Raw genomic sequence first — 22,765 nt, 5'->3', positions numbered from 1 at the left:
TCGGGCACCGTACTGCCTGAGGGTCAGGCCGTCGTTTCACCCTCTGCCTCGCCCTGATGCTTTTGGCCGCGTTCCAGGTGGATCAGCTCGGCACCCACCGACTCGGCCATGTGTTTCATTTCGCTCATGCGGAAGTGCTGTCCGTGGACCTTGAGGTCGGTGCCGGAAGTAGCCATCACCACGTAACGCGGCGACTTCGAGCCGTCCTGTCCACGTTTTACTCTTTCCCTGTAAAAAATTTTTCCCGCCATGGTGACTACCTCCCTTTGCTATCCCCCGTCGAAGAGAAACCCCGCTACCACCCATGTTAATTAATATACCTCGTTTCAGCGGAAATCACGAGACCACCCGGATGCCTGGCCGAGTGCTATAGCAGCAGGTTTCTTTGTACAACATCGCGGTCACAGCTGCCCCGCCGCAGGCACTATTTCCGTATCACCGTACCTACTCGTTCTCCGTTCATTGCTTTTTCTATATTGCCGCGGCTGTGGCCGTTGACGATCCTTATTTCGCTTATGTTGGTAGCGTCTCGCAGGATATAGAGCATCTTCCGCTCCAGCACCATATCCTCCATGTCGAGGGCGATCAGTTCGTCGACGCCGATATCCTCGATGAGTTCCGCCTTGGGGTTCACCCGCGGGTCCTCGGTATAGAGCCCATCCACGTTTTTCACCAGGATGCAGCTCCTGGCACCGAGGACCTCAGCCATGAGCAGCGCACCGGTATCAGTGCGGTGCGGAGGGATCAAACCTACGCCAGGGGGATGCTCATAGAGGCCGTACGGTGGCGTCCCGTGAGTGACGGGGAGGAGACCGAGGTGCAGCATGGTGGGGAGGTCGAGGAGGTCACCGGTCTTTACTCTGGATCCCTTCCATTCTGAAAGGAGCAAGGTGACGATCTCCGCATTCTGTTCGCTTATTTTCCCCGCAAGCTCGGCGAGCACGCCGGTGGGCATTCCGAGGTCGATCCCGATGTCGAGGATGTGGCGCACTCGTACGCCGCCTCCGGTAACGACGAGCATCTTCTCCTTTAGCGACAACTCTCCAAGCTCCCTCATGAGCGGGAGCACCACTTCGCGGCCGTAGTCGATCACTCCGTGTCCGCCGATCTTCACGACGTTCAGGTCGGGAACGAGCCTGATCTGGGGGACGTGGGAGTGCTTCTTCATAAGCCCTTTGCGAGCGAGGCTTTCCCCTTTGAGGCTGCTGTCAATTTCGTGTCTCTGATTCATCTTGTCCCTCTTTTGGTGAGGCCCATTTGGCATAACAGCCGTTTTGCTACTTCTTTACCCGCTTTGCCTGCCACTGTACCGAGTTGGGATAAAAGAGGGGCTGACCATATTTTCCCCTGCCGAACTCGGCGATAATGCGCTGCCCCTTGTCCGGATCGGTAAGCCACTCCACGAAAGCGGCTGCATCCTTTTCGTTGACGGAGGGGAACTTCTGCTGGTTGACCGGAATAACGGACATGTAGTTCAGCAGCGCCTCGTCCTTCTCCACCAGCACGGTGAGTTTGATGCTGTCCTTCAGCGACAGGTAGGTCGCCCTGTCCATGAAGGTATAGGCCGCGATGGTATCGGTGTACTTAAGTGTCGGTCCGTTCCCGTCCTTTCCTTTCTCATACACCTGATACCACGGAGCCGCAGGCTTGATCCCGGACTTGTTCCACAACTCCTGCTCCGCAACGTGCGTCCCCGACTTGTCCCCACGGCTCACGAAGGTGGCACCGGCGGCGGATATGGCTTTCAAGGCGTCCGTCGCGCTCTTCATTCCCTTGATCCCTGCAGGGTCGGCTGAGGGTCCCACGATTACGAAGTCGTTGTACATGAGGGGAATGCGCCTGGTGCCGAATCCTTTGTTGACGAAAGCTTCTTCCAGAGATTTGGCGTGAACCAGCACCAGATCGAAGGTGCCACTCTCCGCCATCTTCAGGGCTTCCCCTGTTCCGGCGCCTACATGCCGCACCACAATCCCTGTCTCCTCCTGGAAGCGATCCTCTAGAAGAGGAACGATCCCTGCGTCTACCGGGCCTATGGTGCTTGCCACAAGCAGGAACTTTTCCGCTGTTTCGGCAGAGCCGGCTGCGGGAAAGCATAGCGACAGACAGGCCAGTACCAGCAAAATTTTCGATCTCATATTCTACCTCCTTAAATAAGTGTTGCATGGTGAAGTTTTAAGCGTTATATAGGGCCTTATATTACACATGGGTAGTATGAGTCAACTTGAATTAAGTCAACTGCAGCATTACACAGTGCCATAGCCTTGAGCAATTCATGGATGATTCTTTCGCATCCTCCCGGAGGGGTGTGGGCAAGAGGAATGTATGGTCCGAATTAGCTGTGATCCTATAGACACAGAAGAGGCGTACCGCGAGCTGAGTAAAAAAGGGGCGGGGTCGGTTCTACTGCACTACGCGGTGGTAAAGCCGCAGGATGGAAGCGATGGCACCACCTGCCACATCGATTTCAGCAGCGATGGTGACAGTGAAGGGGAGCTGCGGCACATCGCCGCGGAAATTAAGAGCCTCCTGAATCTGGAAGACCTTCTGCTCGTGCGGCGGGTGGGCAGGGTAAAGCTGGGAGAGGTCATTTCAGTGGTGGCGGCAACCTCACCTAACAGCGAAGACGCATTCGAGGCGTGTCGGCTCGGGATTGCCCGGCTGCGCCGGATGAAGACGATCGTGAAGAACGAGGTGCGGCGATGATTCGACTGAACTGCTTCGGCGTTCGGATAAACAGGGGTGGCAGGATTCTTCTTCTGTCGACATCGATTGCCATTTCTTCGCAAGCGGTGTTTGCTGGCGGGGAAGCCGGTTCCACGGCCACAGTCTTTAACAGGCGGTTTCTGGCGAAGATCCAGCCGATGATGCCTTACTTGCAGCTGTCTGCCATGATAGGGACACCTGGTGCAAAGGTTGCCGACCAGAGGTACCGTTGGAATGGCGGGAGGAATTCGCACCTTGAGGTCACGTTAGCCGCCGGTAAGATCGTGGATGCTACTGTCACATCACCCAAGAATGAGAAGATCTCCCTGCTGGAGAAGAGACGAAGAGGAAGGGTGGGGCAGGAATAAAAAGCGGCGAACACGTTGTGAACCCAGGTGAAGCTCGTTGTTAAACAGGTGTAAGACGGCGAAACGGCATAGATGTGCTGTTCTTGCCATCATTGCTTCCTTGATCTCTTGCCATGAACTGGTTCCGAATTTCGCTTCTCATTCAAAAACTTTCCCCATGTTTTCCGCCACCATTTCGTTCCTTTTTGCGCCAGTTTTTGCTTCAGATGACACGCAATTACCGCTTCCGGGGGTGGCCTGCCTCTGAGTCCGGTGCAGGGGTGAAGCGCACGCGTCCGATGCGGTGCCTCTCCAGGCTCTCCACCGTGAACCGCCCGTCCTTGTGCTCGACCGATTCACCAACATTCATCAGGTGCCCGGCCTGGGCGAGCAGGAATCCTGCCACTGTTGTGTAGGAAGCGTCCTCGGGCAGATGGAGCTGCAGTCGGCTATTGAGAGCTCGGACAGTCAGCATCCCGTCCATCACGTAGCTTCCGTCCTCTCCCGCTTCGACCTTTGTACTCTCCTCATCGAACTCGTCCGCGATCTCGCCGACAATTTCCTCAAGAAGGTCCTCCAGAGTGACGATCCCTTCAACTCCGCCATATTCGTCAACCACCATCGCAAGGTGGATATGGGAAGACTGCATCTGCCTCAGTGCGGTGCTGAGCTGCGCGTTTGCCGGAATGTACTTTGGCCGGTGCACCAGTTTTTCCAGATTGAAATCCTTGGGATCCGGGCGCTCCAGGTAAGGCTCGAGGTCCCGGCGGTACACGACGCCGACGATGCTGTCCAGCTGGTGGCGATAGACCGGCATCCGAGAGTACCCCAGAGTGCGGAATGCCTCCTTCGCTTCCTCAAGGCTCGCCGTCACAGGCAACGCGTCAACCTCCCCTCGCGGCACCATCACCTCGCGCACCTCGGCGTCTGAAAATTCGAAGACTCCATGCAGCAGCCTCTGCTCATCCGGCTCGATGGAGCCGCTTTGCCGGGAGGCATCGATCAGGTGACGCAGCTCGTCGGAAGTATAGACAGAGTCGTGCCCGGGCGAGGGATGCAGGCCGAAGAGGCGGACCGTCTGAGTCCCGGCCCAGTCCAGCAGCCGGACCGGCCACCGGAACACCGTATGGAAGAGCCGCATTGGCCGAGCGATCGCCAGGGCCATCTTTTCGGTGCGCTCCAGTGCAAGAGTCTTCGGCGCGAGTTCCCCAAGGACGATATGTAGGCAGGTGATTGTGGTGAAGGCCACGGCAAAGGCGATGGTCTCGAGCACCGTTTCCGAAACCCGCCCCTTGAGAGGCGCCTCCAGGAGATCGGCAAAGGCCGGTTCACCGATCCACCCGAGAGCGAGGGACGCCATGGTGATGCCGAGCTGCGTCGCGGAGATGTAGGCGCTCAGGTTGTCAAGGAGTTCAAGAAGCACCACGGCCCGACGGTCCCCTTCCTCGGCAAGGAGGGCAATTCGGGAGCGCCGCACCGCCACGATGGCAAACTCGGAGGTCACGAAGAATCCGTTTGCTGCGACGAGCAGGAAAACGACCAGGATGTACAGAACGGTCACAAACATTGCGTGCTTTGTTTGGATAGGCGCTCTAGTAGGCGGTGACTTTGACGTCGTCGAAGCATGTCACCGAATCCGCTTTTGTCCACAACCCCACTTTTCCGGCCTCGAAAGTTTTGTCGTGAGCCTCTACAACCATCTCACCGTTCAAGAAGCCGCGGATGAGGTCTCCCTTGACCTCCACTCGCAACTCCTGCCACTTCCCCGAGGGAACCTTCGCAGTTCCGTCTTTGATGCCGATGCGGCTGCCGTTCACGTACTTGTAGAGATTGACGTTGTCCTCCAGTGCGTTGGCGCGGAGGATGTAGAAGTTGTCCTTGTCCTGGATGCGGAAGATGATGCCCGCGGCCCTGTCTTCGCTGCCGGAGATGGCCTTGAACCGGGTGGACAGGGCCAGGTCGGCAAAGATCCTGTCACTCATCCCAACTCCAGGGAAAGGTGCGCTTCCGCTCTGGCAAAGGGCATTCGGCCTGGAGGGGGCATCCGGCTCCGCACGAACAGCCCAACTTCCGCTGAATGCCTGCGCCCCTGCGGGGAGGGCGCCTGCACGGTCAGTGTCGAATGCCCACTGCAGTGTCTGGCCGGTCTTCACATTTTTATCCTTTGCCTGGTACCCTGCCGTCGCTTCGCTTTGTGAGCAGCCGGCGGCTGTCAGCGATAGTAGCAGGAACGTCGCAAATAAAAGGGGTTGAAATTTCATTCCTTATCTCCTGAAGAGTTGAACCCTGGCGAAGCTACCCGCGGTAAAGGAAGATGCCGGCGACCGCGGCCACCGCGATCAGGAGCGGTTCGGGCACCTTGAAGCGCCACAGGATTAAAAGGCTCGCCGCGCACATTATAGCGGTAGGCACGTCTATAACGGAACCCTGCCCGAGAATGACGGACGCCCCTGCAATGGCGCCGGAGGCGGCCGAAGTCGCCCCCTTGATGAACCCCTGCAGCCCGGCATTTTCCCGGTACCGGATGATGTAGCGACCGATGAAGAGAACGAAGAAGTACACTGGGGAAAAGACGGCTGCCGCGGCCACTGCTGCGCCGACAAATCCATCCACCAGGTATCCCACGAAAGCCGCGGTGATCACCACCGGGCCGGGAGTGATGATTCCGACTGCAACTGCATCCAGAAACTGCCGCTCGTTCAGCCAATGGTGCTGCAGCACGACACCCTGGTGCAGAAATGGCACGATGGCGAGCCCGCTGCCGAAGGTAAACGCACCGGCTTTCACGAAGAAGGCGCCCAGCTCCAGGAGGCGGGGGGCGCCGGCGATGCCAAGAAATCCGGATATCCCCCATACCGCTGGAGTCGTCGTGCCCCGCCTCCAGTATCTCGGCGGGTGGTAGATGAGTACGCCGATCCCTCCTGCCGCGAGGAAGAGGAGGGCGATTTCGGCACGGACCACCACGGTTGTCAGCGCAACAACGGCAAAAATCAGCCAGAGGCGCCAGTCCCTCCCCACCGTCTTCTTGGCGATGCGCAGGGCCGAGAGCGCCACTATGGCGATGACGACCGGCCCGATGCCGTAGAAAAGGGCCTGGACGACGGAAATGCCGCGGTATGCGACGTAAAGGTAGGAGATCAAAAGGACGAGGAGGAATGTGGGGAGGATGAAAACGATGCCGATGAGGGAGGCTCCGACAACGCCGTGGCGGATGAAGCCGATCCACATGGCGAGTTGTGCGGCGAGGGGACCGGGCATCATCTGGGAAAAAGCCAGCCCCTCCTGGTATTCTCTGTCGGTGATCCACCCGCGGGGGATCAGGTCGCGCTGCATGTAGCCGGCCAGGGCTATCGGGCCTCCGAACCCGAGGGCACCGAGCCGCAGAAAGTAGAGGGTGAGTTCCAACAGCCCGACAGCTTTGGCACCGTGCTCCTCCCCCTTGACCTCTTCTTCGTTCTCTCTCTTCATTGGCGTGGGTGCTCTGCGCTCGCTACACCTTCCCCTATTTCTGCGAAGCTGTCTTGCCGAGAGCCGACTTGACGCCGTTAGCCAGCATTTCCGCCTTCCCCACGCCCCAGAAGTGGAGGAACATGATTCGCGGCTGCTCCAGGGTCATGTGGTTGTGGATGGCGACGATGCTGATTCCAGCACCGCGCAACGCCTTCAGCACCGGTTGCAGTTCCGACTCCAGCATGGCGAAATCCCCGTCCACCACCGCTTTGCTGTCGGATCCGGCAAAGGCTGCCCAGGTGTTCACCCCCATTTCCTTCCCTGCGTCGTGCCCGTGCATCTTTGTGGTGCGCCCGATGGTGACCTTGAAGACGCCGTCCTTGTACTCACCTTTGCCAAGGATCGCTTCCAGCTTGCTCGTGGTGAGGTTCGAGCTGGCCGGGTCGATGTCGGCACCGGCTTTCGTCGTCCCCCCAGAGGTTTCCTTTACGGCGTTGAAGACCTTGCCGACAGCCGAGGCGAGGTCGGCGTCCTTCCCTGTTCCCCCGATGTGCATGAACATGATGCGGGGATCGTCGTAAATGAAGTGGTTGTGCAGGCCTGTCACCTGCAGACCGCTCTTGAGGGCCGCATCCATCACCGGGTCGATCTGATCTTCCTGGAGCACGATGTCTCCCATCACCATCGTGCTGTTGCCGACCTTCTTGAAAGCTGCCCACGACGTGAGGCCCATCGGGGGAGTGACCTTGGTCCCTGCCACGGTGACCTTCAGGTCGGAACGAGGTGCGGTGACCTTGTAGACGCCTTCCTGCTCGTTCGCTTTTCCTTTCATCCCGGTCATCTGGTCGATGACTACTGTGTCCGGTAAACCGCCCTGCGCGTACGCCGTTGCCGAAAACATCACCAGCGCACATGTCATGATCGTCATACTTCTAGCCAACATTGCAAACTCCTTTGCCTGCGAAAGATTTGTTCAGCTTGTTAATGCGCAGGCACCAACTACAAGTGTACCATCGTGAGGATGTCGGCCTTCGGAGGGGCATACAGGTTTCCGAAGGTGGCGAGGCAAGGGGAGGTGGCATGTCACACCTGCCGTTGACAGCCGGCCACCTTTTGGCAAACTGGATGTGCGCGGGGATAGTTTAGTGGTAGAGCACAGCCCCACCAGGGTTGAGGCCGCAGGTTCGACTCCTGCGTTCCCGCTCCAAAAACTTTCAGATGCAGAAATGGGAGAGGCAGCCAGCGGTTGCCTCTCCCATTTTTGTATCCAGAAGCGGGAGTGCCGGGTCATGGGACGCGGACGGTAGCGATGTCCAAACCTCTTGTGCAGGAGAATATGCAACGGACGGTTGTGGAATATTCCACAGTAACTCACTGCTGCAACGAGAAAGTTGCAGCTCATTCAGGGCCTTACGCTTTGGTACGGGTTGTGCTGATTCGCAACAGTTGCAGTTGAGGACGCACGGCGCGTCGGTCGAAGTTCTGGTACACGCGAAGTAGTAACGACTAACGGTCGAATCTAAGGCGAGGGGATCGTAATGAAAAGGATACACGTACTGATGACGGCTCTGCGACTTCTCTCCATCCTCCTAATCCCTATGCTGCTCCTTACCGGCTGTTCCCGGAAGGACGCTGCGGCGCCCACCAAGCCGGTACGCGTCTCAGCCACCAAGGCATTTGAGGAACATTTTGGCCCGGCACCCACCACGGACAAGGGAAGCTGCTACGCGTTCGTCATCTTCTTCCCGTCTGCCAAAGACCCGGCAAAGGCTGTTCCTTTCCCCTTCTTCACCTTTGACCAGGCAAGCCTCAAGAAGGTTGCGGTTCAGCGACTGATGGGCGGCATGGCCGATCTGAAGAGCTACCAGGGGGAACTGCTCCAGCCGTTTCCGCCAGGCACTCGTCTCCTTTCCGTCGAAGAGGGAAGCGGGGTCGTGACCGTCAATTTCAGTCCCGAAGTTCTGCGTGCCAAGGAGGATGATGCCGCTGACCGGGCGCTCGTCAACGCCGTTGTGCTGACCTTCACCCAGTTTGAGGGGGTGAAAACGGTGCGGATTCAGGTCGAAGGGAAGGACTCGAGACTGAGCCAGCTTGTAAAGCGCGTGGACCAGCGTGCCGTCCTTCCCCTTCCGCCCCCGCGACTGCTGAGCGTCACTGCCATGAAGGAAAAAGGTGACAGGTACGTGGGAGAGGTGAACGCCTTCTTCGACCGCCCCGTGGACATCAAGCTGCTCCAGATGACAGCCGCCGACGGTTCCGTTTTTCACGGCGACATATACCACTCTGTCTTCGACATGGCTGCCGTCCTGAAGCCTAAAGATCCTTCCCTCTTCAAGGCGGGGATGCCGGTAAGAGTTCGTTGGCAGGTTGTCGACAAGAAAGGGCGGGCGTCCGAAGGGAGCAGCGATCTCCTTCTGGAGGTAAAAGAACATTGATGCTGGAGGGCCGAACAGGTAAGCGCCTTCAATATGCCGGCCATGGAGAGGATGATGAAAAAAAGGATACTAGTCATCGATGACGATGACTCCCTGCGTCGAGTACTCGAATACAACCTGCAGGAGGAAAGGTACCTCGTGGTGTCTGCTGCATCCGGCGAGCAGGGGCTGCGCCTCTTCGCAGAGGAGAAGCCGGCCCTCGTCATCACCGACCTGAAAATGCCTGGAATGGACGGTCTACAGGTCCTGAAGGCGGTGAAGGCCTCCTCCCCCGAGACGCTGGTTCTGGTGATAACAGCCTTCGGCGCCATAGACAACGCTGTGGAGGTAATGAAACTCGGCGCCTACGACTACATTACCAAGCCTTTCAACCGGGACGAGCTGAAGCTGACTGTGCGCAAGGCACTCGAACTGACGAGTCTGACGGAGGAGAACAGGCAGCTAAAGGCAGACCTCGCGGGTCGGACCGACTTCAAGAGCATCATAGGGTCTTCCGCCGCCATGGAAAAGGTGTTCGAGGTGGTTCGCCGGGTGGCTGATACGGAGGCTACAGTCCTCGTTACCGGAGAGTCGGGGACTGGAAAGGAGCTGGTAGCTCGATCCATCCACGCTCTCAGTTCCCGCCGTGGCGGTCCTTTCGTACCGATCAACTGTGCTGCAATCCCCCGTGACCTCCTGGAGAGCGAGCTTTTCGGCCACGTCAAAGGTGCATTCACCGGTGCCATAAAGGACAGGCTTGGAAAGTTCCAGCAGGCAGACGGTGGAACGCTTTTTCTCGACGAGGTAGGTGAATTGCCGCCGGCATTGCAGCCGAAGCTGCTCCGTGCACTTCAGGAGAGGACAGTTGAGGCGGTAGGGGGGACAAAGGCGCAGAAAGTGGATGTCCGTGTTGTGGCCGCGACGAACGTCGATCTGGAAGCCGGCATGAGAGATGGATCGTTCCGCGAGGACCTCTACTACAGATTGTGCGTCATTCCGATACACCTTCCGGCTCTGCGGGAGCGTAAGGATGACATAACCCTCCTTATCCGGCACTTTGCCACCAAGCATGGCTGTGGCGGCGTCATTTTCGAAAAGGACATAGTCGATGCCCTGACGGCGTACCCATGGCCCGGGAACGTGCGGGAGCTGGAAAATACGGTGGAGCGGCTCCTCATAATGCGGCGCAGCGATGTCATCTCGCTCGAGGACCTCCCGGTCAAGTTTGTGAATACCCGGAGAGCCGCGACGGGGCCGGTGGTAAACCTCCCGGAAGAGGGGTATTCCCTCGAGCAGCTTGAGCGCGAAGTGGTCGTGGAAGCGCTGGAGCGGAATAACGGCAACCAGACCTCGGCAGCACGGTTCCTGCGGGTTCCTCGACACGTGCTCATATACCGGATGGAAAAGTACGGGATCACGCTGCCGGACAGGCGGTAGAGATCACAGGAACCTCACCCCTCGCTATCAGGGAGCCACCGCATCCTTACCTGGTGTAGAATATCCCACAGCCGGTGCCCAATATTCTTCGGGCATCCACCGCTGCTGCACCCTCATCCCCCCGTGAGCAGGCTCAATCCGCCCATTCCCGGACGGCTGCACCGTTGGCACAAAGGTTGTACTAAAGCCGCAGACCATATGTGATTGTGGCACAGTACAAGGCATTGACTGGCAAGGATGCGGGGGCGCTTTCCGGCACTTCTGCAATGGCGGTTGTCTCGACCGGAACTGAGACAGGGTGGTGACATGAAAATCAGGATGTGTCGAATTGTGAAAATCGGAGCGACTTCTTTCACGCTCCTTCTCGCGCTCTTCGCTGCAGTAGCGATGGGGGAAAGTACGCCTCCAAAAGGCGCGGACGCAGTGGTCATCATGAAGTCCAAGGGTGTTTCCTGCGGGAGCTGTGCAGGCAAGATTGAGAAGGCCCTGATGGAAAAGCCAGGAGTTGCGGCCGTCGAAGTGGATGTCGACAACGGACGAGTCACCGCGGCGTACGATTCGGGAGCCATCAAGCCGGAAGTTATCGCTGACACCATTACCGGACTGGGATACGGCACTACTGTCGTGAAGGCCATGTCCCTTGACGAGTACCGTGCGGCGGCCGGAAAGGGTGATGCATCGCAGAACGCAGGTCGCGGCGGGTGCGGCGGTGGCTGCTGCGACAAGAATAGAAAAGCCAACTAGGAGGGGAGGAACACATGAAAATCTGGAGGAAGCATATGAAAAAACCGGTGTTGAAGCAGATTTTGATGAGTGCAGCAGCCCTGCTGCTCGGCGCGAGCGCAGTATTTGCCCTGCAACTCCCCGGCTTTGGAAAGGGGGAGAAGGTGACTGCAGCAAATGGAGCCGTCTCGATCCCTCTCTCCAAGGTTTCGGATGGAAAGGCGCACTTCTACAGGTTCGCCAATGGCAATAAGGAGATCGGCTTCTTTATTGTGAAAGGTGCCGATGGTGCTATTCACACTGCCTTCGACACCTGCGACGTCTGCTTCCGGGAGAAGAAGGGGTACGTGCAGGCTGGGAATATGATGCAGTGCAAGAACTGCGGCCAGAAGTTTGCCATCGCCCAGATCGGTCCCCACACCGTCGGCGGGTGCAATCCGAGCTACCTCCCTGCGACCCAGGCTGGCGGGAAGATCGTCATAACTGCCAATGATCTGAAGGCGGGGGCGAGGTTCTTCTAGGAGGACGGGCCGAAAATGAAATGCCCTCGAGATCCTGGAGAGGTCGAGATGGGCGTTGTCAGGCTACAAGGGCTGGCTCTACATACGGAGTCAGCCCTTTTTTACTGTGCGGCGCCTCCAACAGGGTTCCTTTACCAGAGGTGGGCCATAAAGAAGGTGAAACGGCGGAATGGTCCACATTGCATCCGTCTCCACCAAAGCACGAGGTGCTTGCTCGCGCGCGGTGTCAATGATAGTATTCATTGTTGTATCACTTTTCGGAGTACATTATGTCTACTATCTCTTTACGCCTGCCGGATCAGCTTATGAATGAAGTTGATGCCTATGCCAAGGAACTTCGCATGCCGCGTGCTGCGTATGTGCGGAAGGCGTTGGAGCAGATGAACGCTGCCGTCGCAGCAGAACGTCGCAGGACACGCCTCATGGAAGTCAGCTGCAAAGTGAGGGGGGAAAGCATGCGCGTCAATGCCGAGTTCGAGAACTTCGAAGATGATGCGACGCTATAAGCATGGAGAAATCTGGCTCGCGAACCTCAATCCGGGACGCGGGACGGAGCCGGGGAAGGTTCGGCCCGTGCTGATATTGCAGAATCAAGCTCTCCTTGATGCTGGCCATCCTTCGACGATAATTATTCCCCTGACGACCAACTTGGCTGAAGATGCTGAGCCGCTCAGGGTGCGTGTTCCTGCTCGTGATGGACTTGATAAAGATTCGGATCTCCTCATCGACCAGATCAGAGCCATAGATAACAAGCGCCTGATCGACGGCCCTCTTCTGACCCTCGACGAGAAGTGTCTTGAGCGTGTCTACGCCGCCGTAGCGGAAACATTGGGAATGTGATAAAGGGGAGGCAGGCTGCTTTTTCTGAGAATAGAGTAGCCTGTCCCCTTTTGTATGATTCCCACGGCGAATCAGCGCAGGTATTTCTCCCGCAGGGTCACCTTGCTCACCTTTCCCGCGCTCGTCTTGTCGAGTGCGTCGACGAAACGCACCTTCACCAGCACCACCTGCTTGCTTACCACTCCCTTGTCGGCATATTCCTTCACGTGCCGCGTCACGTCCTTCTCCGTTACCTTTCCCGCCTCGGCCGACTTCAGCACGACCAGCGCCAGCGGGCGCTCCCCCCACTTTGCGTCCGGTTGACCGATCACCGCCACTTCCGCGACGGCGGGGTGGTGGGCGACGATGTCCTCCAGTTCGAGGGAGGACACCCATTCCCCAGCAACCTTCAGGACATCCTTGCTCCGGTCCGTTATGCGCAGGTATCCCCGTTCGTCTCGCACCGCGAGGTCGCCGGTGTGCAGGTAGCCTCCCTTCCAGAGACGCTCGGAAAACTTGTGGTCCTTAAGATACCCTTGCGTAAGCCACGGGGCGCGCACCACCACTTCGCCTGTGCTGGACCCGTCGCGCGGCAGCTCCCGCATATTTTCGTCAACGACCCGCAGGTCGACGAGGGGCATGGAAATCCCGGTTCTGCAGCGGATCTCGGCCTGCTCCTCCAGGGGGAGTTCCAGCATCTCGGGGGTAAGCTGCGAGATGGTGAGAATGGGGCAGGTCTCGGACATGCCGTAGCCTGCGAAGACGTCGATGCCGCGCCTCAGCGCGTCCATGCAGAGGGTGCGCGACATCGCCGCCCCGCCGATGATGAGCTTCCAGTCGCTCACGTCGATCCGCTCCATGTGGGGGTGCTGCAGGAGCATATGGAGGATGGTGGGGACGCAGTGGGAAAAAGTCACCCCTTCCTGCTCCTTCAGGTGCAGCAGGAGGTCCGGGCTGTAGCGCCCGGGATAGACCTGCTTGACGCCAAGCATGGTGGCGACGTACGGAATCCCCCAGGCGTGGACGTGAAACATGGGGGTCATCGGCATGTACACGTCGTTGCGCCCGAAGCTGCCGTGCGCCACCGACCCGAGCACCGAAAGAACGCTCATAGTGTGGAGCACCAACTGGCGATGGCTGAAATACACCCCCTTCGGCAATCCCGTCGTGCCTGTGGTGTAAAAGGTGGTGGCGCGGGTGTCTTCGTCGAAATCAGGAAAGTGGAAATCGGGCGAGGCCGCGGCGAGAAGCGCCTCATATTCACCGCAGTAGGGGACGGTGCTTTCGGCAGGGACGCCGTCGTCGCAGAGGGCGACGTATGAGTGAACGGTGTCGATCCTGCCGCGGATCTGCTCCAGGATCGGAATGAACTCCGTGTTGACCAGCAGCACGTCGTCCTCGGCGTGGTCGATGGTATAGAGGATCTGCTCCGGAGAGAGACGGATGTTGATGGTGTGGAGCACAGCCCCGATCATCGGGACCGCGAAGAAGAGCTCCAGGTAGCGGTGACTGTCCCAGTCCATGACAGCGACCGTGTCACCCGGGTTCACCCCGAGAGCGATGAGGGCGTTCGCGAGTCGGGCGATCCGCTCTCTCAGGTTCCTGTAGCTGCCCCGGTAGTGGTCACGGTACACGATCTCCTGGTCGGGGTTGTCCACAACCGGATAGAAGAGGAGATTCTTTATGATGAGCGGGTAGTCGTATGCGGAGTGGGTGCGAGAAACGAGGGTGTCAGTCATCGTGAGCCTCCCGGTGATAGCCGCTGCGTGGGCACTGCAGCGGGCGGCCCAGTTATACATTAAAGGGGACGGCGAAGGCAACGCAGATCCGCGGCTGCATCCTCAGAGCGCCTCACTCCCTTGACTTTCTACCAGCACACATTACTACTGAAACGTCTGATGCTGTGGCTGATAGATTGAGTAGCAACGGTGAGCAAAGGGGAGTCGTATGCCGATTGACAGGGAGAAGATCGAGATCGTTGCCCGCAATCACGGATTTTCCGAATGCCGGTGGATCGCCGGGAAAGATGTGCAGGTCCGTCAATGGGTCCGCTTCAAGTGCATGTTTGGGTGCAGTTTTTTCGGGAAGAAGGCCGGGTGTCCTCCGGATGTGCCTTCTGTATCCGTGTGCCGGGAGATGTTTTCGGAATATGCCGACGTCCTGATCCTCCAGATAACTGCGACTGTGGGGCCGCATGAACTGACGCAATGGAGCCGCAAGACGAACCTGGCTCTCCTTCCCCTGGAGCGGGAGGTCTTCCTCGCGGGGCATCATAAGGCATTGCTTCTCTTCGTGGACGAGTGCCGGCTTTGTGATGAGTGCCCCGCCACACGGGCGGAGTGCACCAATCCTGCGATGGCGCGCCCCTGCCCCGAGGCGCTCGGTGTGGATGTTTTTTCAACGGTGCGAAGCGCTGGTTTTTCCATCGAGGTGGTCAGGGAGTACGGCCAGGAGATGAGGAAGTATGCGTTTCTGCTGGTTGATTGAAAGGAGGCACAGGCCAAACCAGGAGCAAATCCCCCTGTCCCCCCTTCGCAAAGGTTCATCCGGGAATTCCGGGAATTCAGCCCGGTCGCTTCCGTTGACGTGAGGGGACACTAGTGGCGCCGCGCTGGAGCACAGGCTTCCCAGCCTGTACCGCGGCGCCAGCCGCGCGGTCTGTGGCGGCTGCGCCGCCATCGCAGGCAAGATGCCTACGCTCCAGCGTGGGGGCACCCGGATTCTTTGTAGCGCGTTCCCCAGAATTCCCGGAAGACCCTTCGCAGGGGGCGAACCTAATGGGCTCGCACACCCCTTTGAGTGCACACAAATTCACCCCGCCGGAAAAACCTCAAGAACCTCTGTGAAGTGACGATAAAAAATTCTAATGACGTAATCAGGGGGTGGATTATGTTCAGGAAATGTATCCGTCTCTTCGCGCTCACCGCGGCTTGCCTTTTCACCGGAGTGGCCGCAGTGCGTCTTGGATTTGACCTCTACGAGGCTGCCTTCACCAGAGAGGAGGTGCTTCTCCTCGTTGGCATCCTGATCGCTGCTCTCATAATGTTTCTGGTCTGGGCGGTGACTGACGCTCCGGAGGTGGCCGCCGTCGGGGCATCGGGCGGAAAATCTACTCCCGGAACGAGATTCGCGACTCCCGTCACGGAACCGATCTGCATGACGTGCGAATTCTGGTACGGCGAGCGCGCCCCTGATCCGAAGTCGAGAAATGTGATCGCCAGGTCGAGCAAGTCCCCCGGGACCTGCATCCACAGTGGCAGCAGATACAAGGCGGCGAAGAAGGCGGCTACCCCCCGCTGCGAATCGTATGAGATCTGGCGGCTGCTTGCTTAATGGACCGCTCTATGGACCGCCGGGAACGCCTGCGGCTTATCCCGGCCTACAAAGTCATCATCGGGGGGAGCGAGATGGCATGTAGGCCGGAATAAGCGAAGCGTTTCCGGCATAAGCTGTAGCGGGCTTGTTTCACCGCCCGGTGATCAGGCTGAGCATGAAAAAAAGGAGCGCTGCGCCGAGGAGTGCCGGGGCGAGCGGATACCACGCCGGTTCGGTTGCCTTGGTGTATTCCATAGTCCGCGCACGCTTCAGGATGGCATCCACTATCCTCTCCTCGATACGCGTCTCTCCGGCGCGGAAGAATCCCCCTCCGGTAGCGGTGGCTACCCCCTTCAATGTCTCCGGTTCCATGCGGGTCTTTAGGACCGATCCATCCTCATCCTGGTAATACCCCTCTATCCCGGTCCCCGCACCGCTTCGTATCGGAATGAGTACCCCCTGTCCCATCCCGGTGCCAACCGTGTAAACCGCAACTCCTTCACCTGCTGCGCGTTGTGCGGCTTGATACATCGCAGACGAGTCGCCGGTTATGTCTTCGCCGTCGGAGATGAGCACCATGCTTTTCACTGTCTTGCGGGGAGATCCTTCAAGGAGGGAGAGTCCGGTGGTGATCGCCTGGCCGAGGTCGCTGCCGGGAATGGTGATGGTGGCATCGTTGAAGTGCTTGAGGATGTAGTCGCAGTAGCCGTAGTCGTTGGTCAGCGGCACGATGGAGACACCTTTGCTGGCAAACATGAAGACAGCCGCACGCTCGCCGCGCAGGGCGCTGATGATGTTGAGGGCACAGCAGCGGGCGCGGTTCAGGCGGTTTGGTACTGCAAAGAGCTTCCTGTCTTCTTCGGGAAGGGCTTCATCCTCTGCGAGCATCGATTTGGACACGTCGATGCCGATGGCGACATCGATGCCGCTGCGGTTGAACACGGTCTTCGTGTACTGGACCTTCGGCTCTGCCAGTGCGAGGATGACGGCGCAGAGGGCGAGGCTGAGGAAAACGGTTGTGAGCAGATAGGGGAGGGGGCGCTTTCTAATGTGGGCGAAGCGGTACAGCCATGCGCTGGCGTTTTGATAGGAGAAATAGGAGGCGATGGCGAAAATCGGGATGCCAAGGAGGAGCCAAAGGTAATGTGGTTGTTCTACGGTCATGGCGGTACCAGAAAGGGGGCAGGCTGCTTTTTCGGGTTCATGAGAAAGGGAGCGGGCTGTGCTAAATGGCCTACATCAAAGGCAAATCCCCCCTGTCCCCCCTTCGCAAAGGGGGGGACGTAAGTTTGCGTGCAGCGCTTCGTGGAAATGTACCTACGCTCCCCCGGAATTCCCGGATGGATCTTCGCAAAGGGGGGGCGTGATGGCCTCGCCTGCGCTTTCGGAACAGAAATTTGCCCCCGCAACTCTCGGAGGGACCTCTCACTTCTTAACGATTGTCTCTATCGGTTCGCCCGGGGCGTAGCCGCCCATTTCGGGCATCAGGGTTTCCAGGGTTTCCTTCAGCGCCTGGTTTCGCTCGGTGTCGGACATGGCGACGTCGAACTTCTGGACGTATTCCCTGCCGTTCAATACCTCGAAGTTCCAGCGTGGCACGTTCCTCTGCTCTGCGGGGGCACCGGCCTTGTCGACGGCATCTATTGCCGATTTGTAGTCGGCGAGGGCGTCGCGCATGATCCCCTGCACTTTGTCGAGATTCTGCTCGGCCTCGAGCATCACCAGTGCGCTCAGCACCTTTGCCGATCCGGAGGCATTGTAAAGCTGCCACAACACGTCGGGGCGCACGGCGGAAGGATCTGCCAGCGCGCTTCCGGTGCGCTCCAGCATCTCGTCGAGAATCCCTTTCAGTCTCGTGCCGTATGATGCCGTCTCGTTCTGCAACTCCACGTTCACCCGCGCCCGCTGCATGTATTTGAGAAGCTCGAGCGCCATGCGCCATTGGCGCTGGACGATGCGCAGCTCGACCTCCGGAGGCGCCGGGGCCAGCTTCTTCAGCACCGTTGCGGCTGCACTGTCGTCCTCCATGGCGTCCGCTCTTTTCAGCTCCTGCTCCTGGTGCCTCCTTTGCGTCTCCAGCGCGCTGGCGGAGCCGTACTCGCGGGCGCTGTACAGCCCGAGCACTACGAAAAGGAGAGCCAAAAGAGTGATCAATGCTATGCGCACAGGTTCTTTCATTTTCATCGCCTATATCTTTCTGGTGGCCGGCAGGAGGTGCATCAGGCAGTAGAGAGCCACAATACCGGCAGCCGTGAGCGCGAGGGGGCGCCTCGTGTCCTTTTTCCGTTTCTCCAGCTTCACCAGCAGCCGGTTCTTCTCCATCTCGTTTATGCGGTTGTACACCGCGGTGATCTGCGACCTGTCCAGGGAGCGGGGCATGTAGAAGATATGCCCTGCCGCAGACTCCCCCGCGCGCCCCTCGAGAGCCTGGCGGACCTCGGCGGTGACGTCCCCTCCGACTACGATCAGATAGAGCTTTATGCCGAGCCGCTTCACCAGCCCTATCACGTTGACGAAGTTGAGGAGCCCTTCTTCGGCGCCGTCACCTCCCGGGCTCGCTTCTATCCGGCCATCGGTGAAAAGGACGATGGCCATGCCGCGTCCGAAGTTGATCTTTTTCAGCGCGGCGGGGATCGCTGCCGCCGCATCGCCGCGACCCATCAGCGAGTAACGCAGGTTGTCGAGCTGCTCGTAGGAGGGCTGGCTCTCCTCGGGCAGCAGCATGAAAAAAACGCACGTGGCAAGCCACGCTGCGTGGGAGGCGTTGGTTTCCCCCCCGATGCTCAGCTCCCTGAAGACGCTGGAATCGTTCTTTCTCCTCAAAAGCTCCAGCTTTTTCTTCAGGATCTCCTTGTCGAAGGAGGGTGGCGCCACCAGTTGCGCGACGTTGGAAAAGGCGACGAGGCCGATGAGGTCGTCTTTCCTGCGCATGTCGATGAAGGCCGACGCTCCCTCCAGGGCAACGTCTCCGAGCGTCATGCTGCCGCTCTCGTCGCTGGGCCTGCCCATGGAGCCGGAGAGGTCCTGGACGAGCATGATCCACTTCGACTCCGGATACGTCTTTTGCCAGTAGCTCGAGTACTGCACGTTTGCAATGGCGAGGACGATGAGAACCATGGCACTTGCGGCCAGCACGTCCGGCCCATACTTCTTGAGCGGCCCTGGCTGCAGCTCCCGGCCGAGCGCCGGCACGGCAGAAAATCCGGTCCGCGCCGCCCCCTTTCTCCGGGCGAAGAGGACCGCCGGAACCAGTGCCAGGAGAAGGAGTGCCCATGGGTGCTCGACCGTCATAGCGGGCTACCCTTGGGCCGCCGAGCGCTGCGCCGTGGCTTCGACAACCTCCAGGATCTCGCGTTGCAGGGCCTCCATATCCTGATGGTGCTCCGTCTCCATTGCGACGCTGTTGTCGATGGCGGCAAGGATGGTGGTCAACGGTGCCACCGATTCATGCGGCAGCCGCGAGCCCATCCTCTCCATGAAGTGCCTGCCGCTCCCCCCCCGAAACCTAGCGTCCCCGCCGCAGAGCGCCACCAGGTACTCGCGCAGCAAGAGTCCTACCCGACCCAGATACGCCCAGTGAGGGGCCGAAGGCGGCTCCTGCAGCAGGGTGCGCAGCTGCTCGACGAGGATGCCGTCCCTCTTCCCTTCCCTGGTGCGGTCCCTCTCGAGGATCAATCTGTAGCGCATGTAGATGAACCAGCCGACGCAGAGGAAAAGACCGGCGAGGGAGAAGATGCCGAGCCACAGGTAGCGCAGGGACCGCTGGTGCAGCGCGGGGAGCCGGAAGTCGACCGATACGGGGGCGGTCGGGACGATGAGCCTGTTCTCCGATTTTTCCGCCGGGATGATGGAGGAGACCTTGAAAAGTACCGGCTGCGTCTGCACGAAGCGCACGTTGCTGTCTGCCGCACTGCCGGTGACCGCGTTAGTGCTGGAAACGGGGCTCCCGGCAGGGAGGGTATCCGGCGGCGTCGAGGTGTCGGGGGGGGGCGCGCTGCTGTCGGTGTCAGCTATCCCGTCCGGCAGCGGGGGAGGGGGCATCGGTACCGCACTGCTCTGCCCTGAGCCGGTGCTGCCGGTGCTGTTGGTGCTGTTGGTGCTGGCCTTCACCGAGCGGCTCGCAGTCTTCGTGCACGTCTGGCAGGTGTAGCTGATCTTCACCGGCGGGACGGTGAACTCTCCGGGCGCGTAAAACTTGAGCCGTCCTGTGATGATGATCGGGCTCTTCCCCACCGCCTTTGCATAGTCGTAGGGATCGAAGGTGCAGTCGAAGAGTTCCTTCTGCAGCTCCGGCGGCTTCAGGTTGAGGGTCGCTATGGAGCTGGGATCGATGCTTACGCGGTCGGAGAAGGCGATGGTGAGGGTAAAAGGGATGCTGTCACCGATGTTCGCGCCCCCCATGAGAAAAGAGAGCTTGGCACTTATGGACGGCTTGATCTCCACCAGGCGGGGGGCGACCTTCAGGACTTTCACGTCTTCGGCAAGGAGGTTCACCGCCCTGAAGTAGGGGATGGCGGCTAGGTCGACGACATAGCTCTTTCTCTTCTCATCCCTGTCGTCCGCCGCCACATGTGCGGCCTTCAGGAGGGAGTCGCGCTGCGCCCTCGGGGTTCCCGTCTTCCACTCCAGTTCGAGGTCGTCGAAAAAGGCGAAGGTCTTGTTGTCGATGATGACGGTGGGGTGGACGTAGCGCACCCCTCTCTCACCTTTCAACTCGCCGATGAGCCTCCCTATCTGGTCGAGCTTCACCCCGTCGCGCAGCTTGAAAAAGCAGGCGTCCTCCGCGAGGTTCGGGTCGTAGAGGTAGCTCGAGAGCGCTTTGTGGGACTTCACCATCCCGCGTGCCCTGCGCTGGATCACGTTTCCTTCCTCCTCGCCGGAGGTGAGGAAATCAGCGGCGCCGGAGCGGTAGCGCGAGTCGAAGACGACGGTGACCCAGCGCTTTCCGATCTCGGGCACCACCCGCGTGCCGTCGCGGTAGAACCAGAGCGAGTCAAAGGAGAAGGGCGCGGCGCTTCGTGCCCACGCTTCGAAAGGGGTATGCGCCAGCATGGCAACAATGAGCAGTATGATCGCAATACACTTCTTCATGGCATACCTGCTAGTAGGTTGACGGGGGCCTTCTCATGAAGCTGTTTATCTTCCGCCCAAAGTCGTCTGCCGGGCTTACCGTCAAGAGGTCGATGCCCGCGCGCCCCAGGAGCGTTCTCGTCCCCTCCCGCTGGCGGCTCATGGTGTCGTTGAAGGCCTGCCACTTCGTGAGGTCGAGCGACACGGTCCTGCCGCTCTCATAATCGTAGAGGGGAAGGATACCCTTCGTGCCCGGCGGAAGGGCGATCTCGCACTCCTCGAGAACCTGGAGCGCCTTCACCTCGTGCTTTGTGCTGCCCTGCGCGGCGTGATGAAAGGTGTAGCCGAAATCGAGCGGGTACAGGAAATCGGAGAGTATGAAGGTCAGACTCTCCGGCACCTCGTTCAGGAGCTTCGTCAGGGCGGGCCCAAGGCTCGTCCCCCCGCACCTCACCGGCTCCGCGTGCACGATGGCATCGAGAATCTCCATGAAGTGCGTCCGCCCCATGCGCGGCGGGATGTACTTCACGATGTCATCCGCAAAGAGGATCAGCCCGCAGCCGTCGTTGCTTGCGATCGCGCTGTAGGCGAGGGAGACGGCGATGTGCGCCTGGAGCAGCTCCTTTCTCCCGAACTGCACCGACCTGCTGACGTCGTAAAGGATCATGACGTTGAAGTAGCTCTCGGCGAGGAAATCGCGCACGAAGAACTTCCCCGTCCTCGCCTTCGCCTTCCAGTCGATGTTCTTGAAGGAGTCGGTCGGCTCGAGCTCCCTGAGCGCCCAGAACTCGTACCCGAGCCCCTTGAAGACACTCTCCCAGTCACCTGGGAAGGGAGAGTCGACCCGATGATTCACGAAGATTTCCAGAAGCTCTTTCTTCGATAAAAGTGTCTTTTCCGTCTTCTCCATCGGCATCAGTACGGTGGAACCATCTTGAGGATTTCCTGCACCAGCATGTCGGAGTCGATCTGCTGCGACAACGCGGTGCTGTTCAGCAGTATCCGGTGCCTCAGCACGTGTGCGGCACAGGCTGATACGTCGTCGAAATTCACGAAGTCGCGGTGCTGGCCGAAGGCAAATGATTTCGCCAGCGCGAGGAGCGATTCGGAGGCGCGGGGGGAGGCACCGAGCCGGATGTACTGGTGAATCTCCGCGACGAGATCCTGGGGGGAGTAGGTCTCGCGCGGACGGGTGGCGGTGCAGACGTTGAGGATGTAGGCCATGACTTTCTGGCTCACCCTGACCTGGTCGTGGATGAGCTGCTGCATCGCCGTTATCTCCTCGAGCGAAAGGATGTTTCGTATCTCCGCCTTCTGCTGGTCAAAGTCGGTGTTCTTCCTGAGGATGAGCTCCAGTTCCTCGTCCTTCCCCGGATATCCCACGTCGTACTTCACCATGAAGCGGTCGACCTGCGACTCGGCGAGCGGATACGTTCCGATCTGCTCGATCGGGTTCTGTGTCGCCAGCACCATGAAGGGGGGGGAGATGTCGTAGCGCTTGCGCTCTATCGTCACCTCCTTTTCCTGCATCGCCTGCAGCAGCGCGGACTGCACTTTCGGGGAGGCCCGGTTTATTTCGTCGGCAAGGAAGATGTTGCAAAAGATCGGACCGTAGTAAAACTCGAACTTCTTCTCCTTCTCGTTCCACACCATGGTGCCTGTTATGTCGCTCGGCATCTTGTCAGGGGTGAACTGGAAGCGCTTGAAGTTGCCGCCGATGACTTTCGCGAAGGTTTCCACCGCGAGGCTCTTCGCAAGCCCCGGCACCCCCTCGAGAAGGATGTGCCCCCTGGAGAGGAGGGTGTGGATCATCAGGGTGATCATCTCCTCCTGGCCGATCACGACCTTGGCGATCTCGGCCTTTATCTGCTCGACCCTTTCGGCGTACTGGTCGAAGAGCTCCGCCACCTCGACCTCTGTTGCCACGTTTTCCCTCATGTACCGCTCCCTCTCTTTCTCTCGGCCC

General features: G+C 59.3%; 24 protein-coding genes. 10 read left to right on the top strand and 14 right to left on the bottom strand.

The features are described from left to right. Window positions 1–23 precede the first annotated feature (23 nt). The 3 genes from LPW11_RS02000 to LPW11_RS01990 form a co-directional block, all read right to left on the bottom strand. Entirely contained in the window at window positions 24–251 is a 228-nt protein-coding gene (locus LPW11_RS02000; RefSeq protein WP_230996452.1) for a hypothetical protein, read from the bottom strand. Between the two features lie 173 nt (window positions 252–424). Continuing rightward, window positions 425–1,231 carry an amino acid kinase family protein gene (locus LPW11_RS01995; RefSeq protein WP_230996451.1) on the bottom strand — a complete coding sequence of 269 codons (807 nt, stop codon included), beginning with the start codon at window positions 1,229–1,231 and terminating at the stop codon, window positions 425–427. 46 nt (window positions 1,232–1,277) lie between these two features. Further along, window positions 1,278–2,135, bottom strand: coding sequence for a substrate-binding domain-containing protein (locus LPW11_RS01990; RefSeq protein ID WP_230996450.1), 858 nt, complete (start codon window positions 2,133–2,135; stop codon window positions 1,278–1,280). A gap of 187 nt (window positions 2,136–2,322) precedes the next feature. Here LPW11_RS01990 and LPW11_RS01985 point away from each other — a divergent pair, with 187 nt between their 5' ends. Next, window positions 2,323–2,703, top strand: a complete 381-nt coding sequence (locus LPW11_RS01985; RefSeq protein WP_230996449.1) for a molybdenum cofactor biosynthesis protein MoaE — start codon at window positions 2,323–2,325, stop codon at window positions 2,701–2,703. Next, window positions 2,700–3,071, top strand: coding sequence for a hypothetical protein (locus LPW11_RS01980; RefSeq protein WP_230996448.1), 372 nt, complete (start codon window positions 2,700–2,702; stop codon window positions 3,069–3,071). The genes LPW11_RS01985 and LPW11_RS01980 overlap by 4 nt, the downstream gene beginning before the upstream one ends. 217 nt (window positions 3,072–3,288) lie before the next feature. Here the strand turns inward: LPW11_RS01980 and LPW11_RS01975 are convergent, their stop codons facing one another. The 4 genes from LPW11_RS01975 to LPW11_RS01960 all read right to left on the bottom strand — a co-directional run bounded on the left by LPW11_RS01975 (window position 3,289) and on the right by LPW11_RS01960 (window position 7,443). After that, window positions 3,289–4,617 (bottom strand): hemolysin family protein, encoded by a 1,329-nt coding sequence (locus LPW11_RS01975; protein ID WP_230996447.1) that lies wholly within the window; start codon window positions 4,615–4,617, stop codon window positions 3,289–3,291. 25 nt (window positions 4,618–4,642) lie between these two features. Beyond that, window positions 4,643–5,032, bottom strand: coding sequence for a family 16 glycoside hydrolase (locus LPW11_RS01970; protein ID WP_230996446.1), 390 nt, complete (start codon window positions 5,030–5,032; stop codon window positions 4,643–4,645). A gap of 313 nt (window positions 5,033–5,345) precedes the next feature. Further along, entirely contained in the window at window positions 5,346–6,518 is a 1,173-nt protein-coding gene (gene chrA, locus LPW11_RS01965) for a chromate efflux transporter (RefSeq protein ID WP_230996445.1), read from the bottom strand. A 34-nt stretch (window positions 6,519–6,552) separates the two neighbouring features. After that, entirely contained in the window at window positions 6,553–7,443 is an 891-nt protein-coding gene (locus LPW11_RS01960) for a DUF1259 domain-containing protein (protein ID WP_230996444.1), read from the bottom strand. 595 nt (window positions 7,444–8,038) lie between these two features. On the opposite strand from LPW11_RS01960, the gene LPW11_RS01955 reads away from it, so the two are divergent. The 6 genes from LPW11_RS01955 to LPW11_RS01930 all read left to right on the top strand — a co-directional run bounded on the left by LPW11_RS01955 (window position 8,039) and on the right by LPW11_RS01930 (window position 12,435). After that, window positions 8,039–8,935: a GerMN domain-containing protein gene (locus tag LPW11_RS01955; protein WP_230996443.1), complete on the top strand. Its 897-nt coding sequence runs from the start codon at window positions 8,039–8,041 to the stop codon at window positions 8,933–8,935. Between the two features lie 54 nt (window positions 8,936–8,989). After that, window positions 8,990–10,351, top strand: coding sequence for a sigma-54-dependent transcriptional regulator (locus LPW11_RS01950; RefSeq protein ID WP_230996442.1), 1,362 nt, complete (start codon window positions 8,990–8,992; stop codon window positions 10,349–10,351). A gap of 237 nt (window positions 10,352–10,588) precedes the next feature. Continuing rightward, window positions 10,589–11,095, top strand: coding sequence for a heavy-metal-associated domain-containing protein (locus tag LPW11_RS22390; RefSeq protein ID WP_331001593.1), 507 nt, complete (start codon window positions 10,589–10,591; stop codon window positions 11,093–11,095). 35 nt (window positions 11,096–11,130) lie between these two features. Next, complete coding sequence (locus LPW11_RS01940) at window positions 11,131–11,595, top strand: DUF2318 domain-containing protein (RefSeq protein WP_230996440.1); 465 nt, start codon at window positions 11,131–11,133, stop codon at window positions 11,593–11,595. A 269-nt stretch (window positions 11,596–11,864) separates the two neighbouring features. After that, window positions 11,865–12,101 (top strand): BrnA antitoxin family protein, encoded by a 237-nt coding sequence (locus tag LPW11_RS01935; protein ID WP_230996439.1) that lies wholly within the window; start codon window positions 11,865–11,867, stop codon window positions 12,099–12,101. Continuing rightward, window positions 12,085–12,435 carry a type II toxin-antitoxin system PemK/MazF family toxin gene (locus tag LPW11_RS01930; RefSeq protein WP_230996438.1) on the top strand — a complete coding sequence of 117 codons (351 nt, stop codon included), beginning with the start codon at window positions 12,085–12,087 and terminating at the stop codon, window positions 12,433–12,435. Before LPW11_RS01935 ends, LPW11_RS01930 begins: the two co-directional genes overlap by 17 nt. Before the next feature lie 71 nt (window positions 12,436–12,506). Here LPW11_RS01930 and LPW11_RS01925 read toward each other — a convergent pair whose 3' ends face one another. Then, window positions 12,507–14,153 (bottom strand): fatty acid--CoA ligase, encoded by a 1,647-nt coding sequence (locus LPW11_RS01925; protein ID WP_230996437.1) that lies wholly within the window; start codon window positions 14,151–14,153, stop codon window positions 12,507–12,509. Between the two features lie 208 nt (window positions 14,154–14,361). Here LPW11_RS01925 and LPW11_RS01920 point away from each other — a divergent pair, with 208 nt between their 5' ends. Beyond that, window positions 14,362–14,901, top strand: a complete 540-nt coding sequence (locus LPW11_RS01920) for a DUF2284 domain-containing protein (protein WP_230996436.1) — start codon at window positions 14,362–14,364, stop codon at window positions 14,899–14,901. A gap of 402 nt (window positions 14,902–15,303) precedes the next feature. Further along, window positions 15,304–15,747: a hypothetical protein gene (locus LPW11_RS01915; RefSeq protein ID WP_230996435.1), complete on the top strand. Its 444-nt coding sequence runs from the start codon at window positions 15,304–15,306 to the stop codon at window positions 15,745–15,747. Window positions 15,748–15,879: 132 nt separating this feature from the next. Here LPW11_RS01915 and LPW11_RS01910 read toward each other — a convergent pair whose 3' ends face one another. The 6 genes from LPW11_RS01910 to LPW11_RS01885 form a co-directional block, all read right to left on the bottom strand. After that, window positions 15,880–16,893 (bottom strand): vWA domain-containing protein, encoded by a 1,014-nt coding sequence (locus LPW11_RS01910; protein ID WP_230996434.1) that lies wholly within the window; start codon window positions 16,891–16,893, stop codon window positions 15,880–15,882. Window positions 16,894–17,154: 261 nt separating this feature from the next. Beyond that, on the bottom strand, window positions 17,155–17,907 hold the full coding sequence (locus LPW11_RS01905) for a hypothetical protein (protein ID WP_230996433.1): 753 nt from the start codon (window positions 17,905–17,907) through the stop codon (window positions 17,155–17,157). 9 nt (window positions 17,908–17,916) lie between these two features. Further along, a complete protein-coding gene (locus LPW11_RS01900; RefSeq protein WP_230996432.1) occupies window positions 17,917–19,020 on the bottom strand; it encodes a vWA domain-containing protein in 1,104 nt (367 codons plus the stop codon). A 6-nt stretch (window positions 19,021–19,026) separates the two neighbouring features. Continuing rightward, a complete protein-coding gene (locus LPW11_RS01895; protein WP_230996431.1) occupies window positions 19,027–20,820 on the bottom strand; it encodes a hypothetical protein in 1,794 nt (597 codons plus the stop codon). A gap of 10 nt (window positions 20,821–20,830) precedes the next feature. Next, the gene (locus LPW11_RS01890) at window positions 20,831–21,715 is read right to left on the bottom strand and encodes a DUF58 domain-containing protein (protein WP_230996430.1); all 885 of its coding nucleotides are present in this window, start codon (window positions 21,713–21,715) and stop codon (window positions 20,831–20,833) included. Beyond that, entirely contained in the window at window positions 21,715–22,737 is a 1,023-nt protein-coding gene (locus LPW11_RS01885) for an AAA family ATPase (protein ID WP_230996429.1), read from the bottom strand. The genes LPW11_RS01890 and LPW11_RS01885 overlap by 1 nt, the downstream gene beginning before the upstream one ends. Between the last annotated feature and the right edge of the window lie 28 nt (window positions 22,738–22,765).

It is taken from the genome of Geomonas sp. RF6 (genome assembly GCF_021044625.1).
GTDB lineage: Bacteria > Desulfobacterota > Desulfuromonadia > Geobacterales > Geobacteraceae > RF6.
Note: the sequence above shows the minus strand (reverse complement) of the source record. Positions and strands in the feature narration are given on the sequence as shown.

Excerpts from the sequence above, each read along its gene's own strand:
- LPW11_RS02000 (WP_230996452.1), bottom strand. The coding sequence starts at position 251 with ATGGCGGGAAAAATTTTTTACAGGGAAAGAGTAAAACGTGGACAGGAC.
- LPW11_RS01995 (WP_230996451.1), bottom strand. The coding sequence starts at position 1,231 with ATGAATCAGAGACACGAAATTGACAGCAGCCTCAAAGGGGAAAGCCTC.
- LPW11_RS01990 (WP_230996450.1), bottom strand. The coding sequence starts at position 2,135 with ATGAGATCGAAAATTTTGCTGGTACTGGCCTGTCTGTCGCTATGCTTT.
- LPW11_RS01985 (WP_230996449.1), top strand. The coding sequence starts at position 2,323 with ATGGTCCGAATTAGCTGTGATCCTATAGACACAGAAGAGGCGTACCGC.
- LPW11_RS01980 (WP_230996448.1), top strand. The coding sequence starts at position 2,700 with ATGATTCGACTGAACTGCTTCGGCGTTCGGATAAACAGGGGTGGCAGG.
- LPW11_RS01975 (WP_230996447.1), bottom strand. The coding sequence starts at position 4,617 with ATGTTTGTGACCGTTCTGTACATCCTGGTCGTTTTCCTGCTCGTCGCA.
- LPW11_RS01970 (WP_230996446.1), bottom strand. The coding sequence starts at position 5,032 with ATGAGTGACAGGATCTTTGCCGACCTGGCCCTGTCCACCCGGTTCAAG.
- chrA (WP_230996445.1), bottom strand. The coding sequence starts at position 6,518 with ATGAAGAGAGAGAACGAAGAAGAGGTCAAGGGGGAGGAGCACGGTGCC.
- LPW11_RS01960 (WP_230996444.1), bottom strand. The coding sequence starts at position 7,443 with ATGTTGGCTAGAAGTATGACGATCATGACATGTGCGCTGGTGATGTTT.
- LPW11_RS01955 (WP_230996443.1), top strand. The coding sequence starts at position 8,039 with ATGAAAAGGATACACGTACTGATGACGGCTCTGCGACTTCTCTCCATC.
- LPW11_RS01950 (WP_230996442.1), top strand. The coding sequence starts at position 8,990 with ATGAAAAAAAGGATACTAGTCATCGATGACGATGACTCCCTGCGTCGA.
- LPW11_RS22390 (WP_331001593.1), top strand. The coding sequence starts at position 10,589 with ATGCGGGGGCGCTTTCCGGCACTTCTGCAATGGCGGTTGTCTCGACCG.
- LPW11_RS01940 (WP_230996440.1), top strand. The coding sequence starts at position 11,131 with ATGAAAAAACCGGTGTTGAAGCAGATTTTGATGAGTGCAGCAGCCCTG.
- LPW11_RS01935 (WP_230996439.1), top strand. The coding sequence starts at position 11,865 with ATGTCTACTATCTCTTTACGCCTGCCGGATCAGCTTATGAATGAAGTT.
- LPW11_RS01930 (WP_230996438.1), top strand. The coding sequence starts at position 12,085 with ATGATGCGACGCTATAAGCATGGAGAAATCTGGCTCGCGAACCTCAAT.
- LPW11_RS01925 (WP_230996437.1), bottom strand. The coding sequence starts at position 14,153 with ATGACTGACACCCTCGTTTCTCGCACCCACTCCGCATACGACTACCCG.
- LPW11_RS01920 (WP_230996436.1), top strand. The coding sequence starts at position 14,362 with ATGCCGATTGACAGGGAGAAGATCGAGATCGTTGCCCGCAATCACGGA.
- LPW11_RS01915 (WP_230996435.1), top strand. The coding sequence starts at position 15,304 with ATGTTCAGGAAATGTATCCGTCTCTTCGCGCTCACCGCGGCTTGCCTT.
- LPW11_RS01910 (WP_230996434.1), bottom strand. The coding sequence starts at position 16,893 with ATGACCGTAGAACAACCACATTACCTTTGGCTCCTCCTTGGCATCCCG.
- LPW11_RS01905 (WP_230996433.1), bottom strand. The coding sequence starts at position 17,907 with ATGAAAGAACCTGTGCGCATAGCATTGATCACTCTTTTGGCTCTCCTT.
- LPW11_RS01900 (WP_230996432.1), bottom strand. The coding sequence starts at position 19,020 with ATGACGGTCGAGCACCCATGGGCACTCCTTCTCCTGGCACTGGTTCCG.
- LPW11_RS01895 (WP_230996431.1), bottom strand. The coding sequence starts at position 20,820 with ATGAAGAAGTGTATTGCGATCATACTGCTCATTGTTGCCATGCTGGCG.
- LPW11_RS01890 (WP_230996430.1), bottom strand. The coding sequence starts at position 21,715 with ATGCCGATGGAGAAGACGGAAAAGACACTTTTATCGAAGAAAGAGCTT.
- LPW11_RS01885 (WP_230996429.1), bottom strand. The coding sequence starts at position 22,737 with ATGAGGGAAAACGTGGCAACAGAGGTCGAGGTGGCGGAGCTCTTCGAC.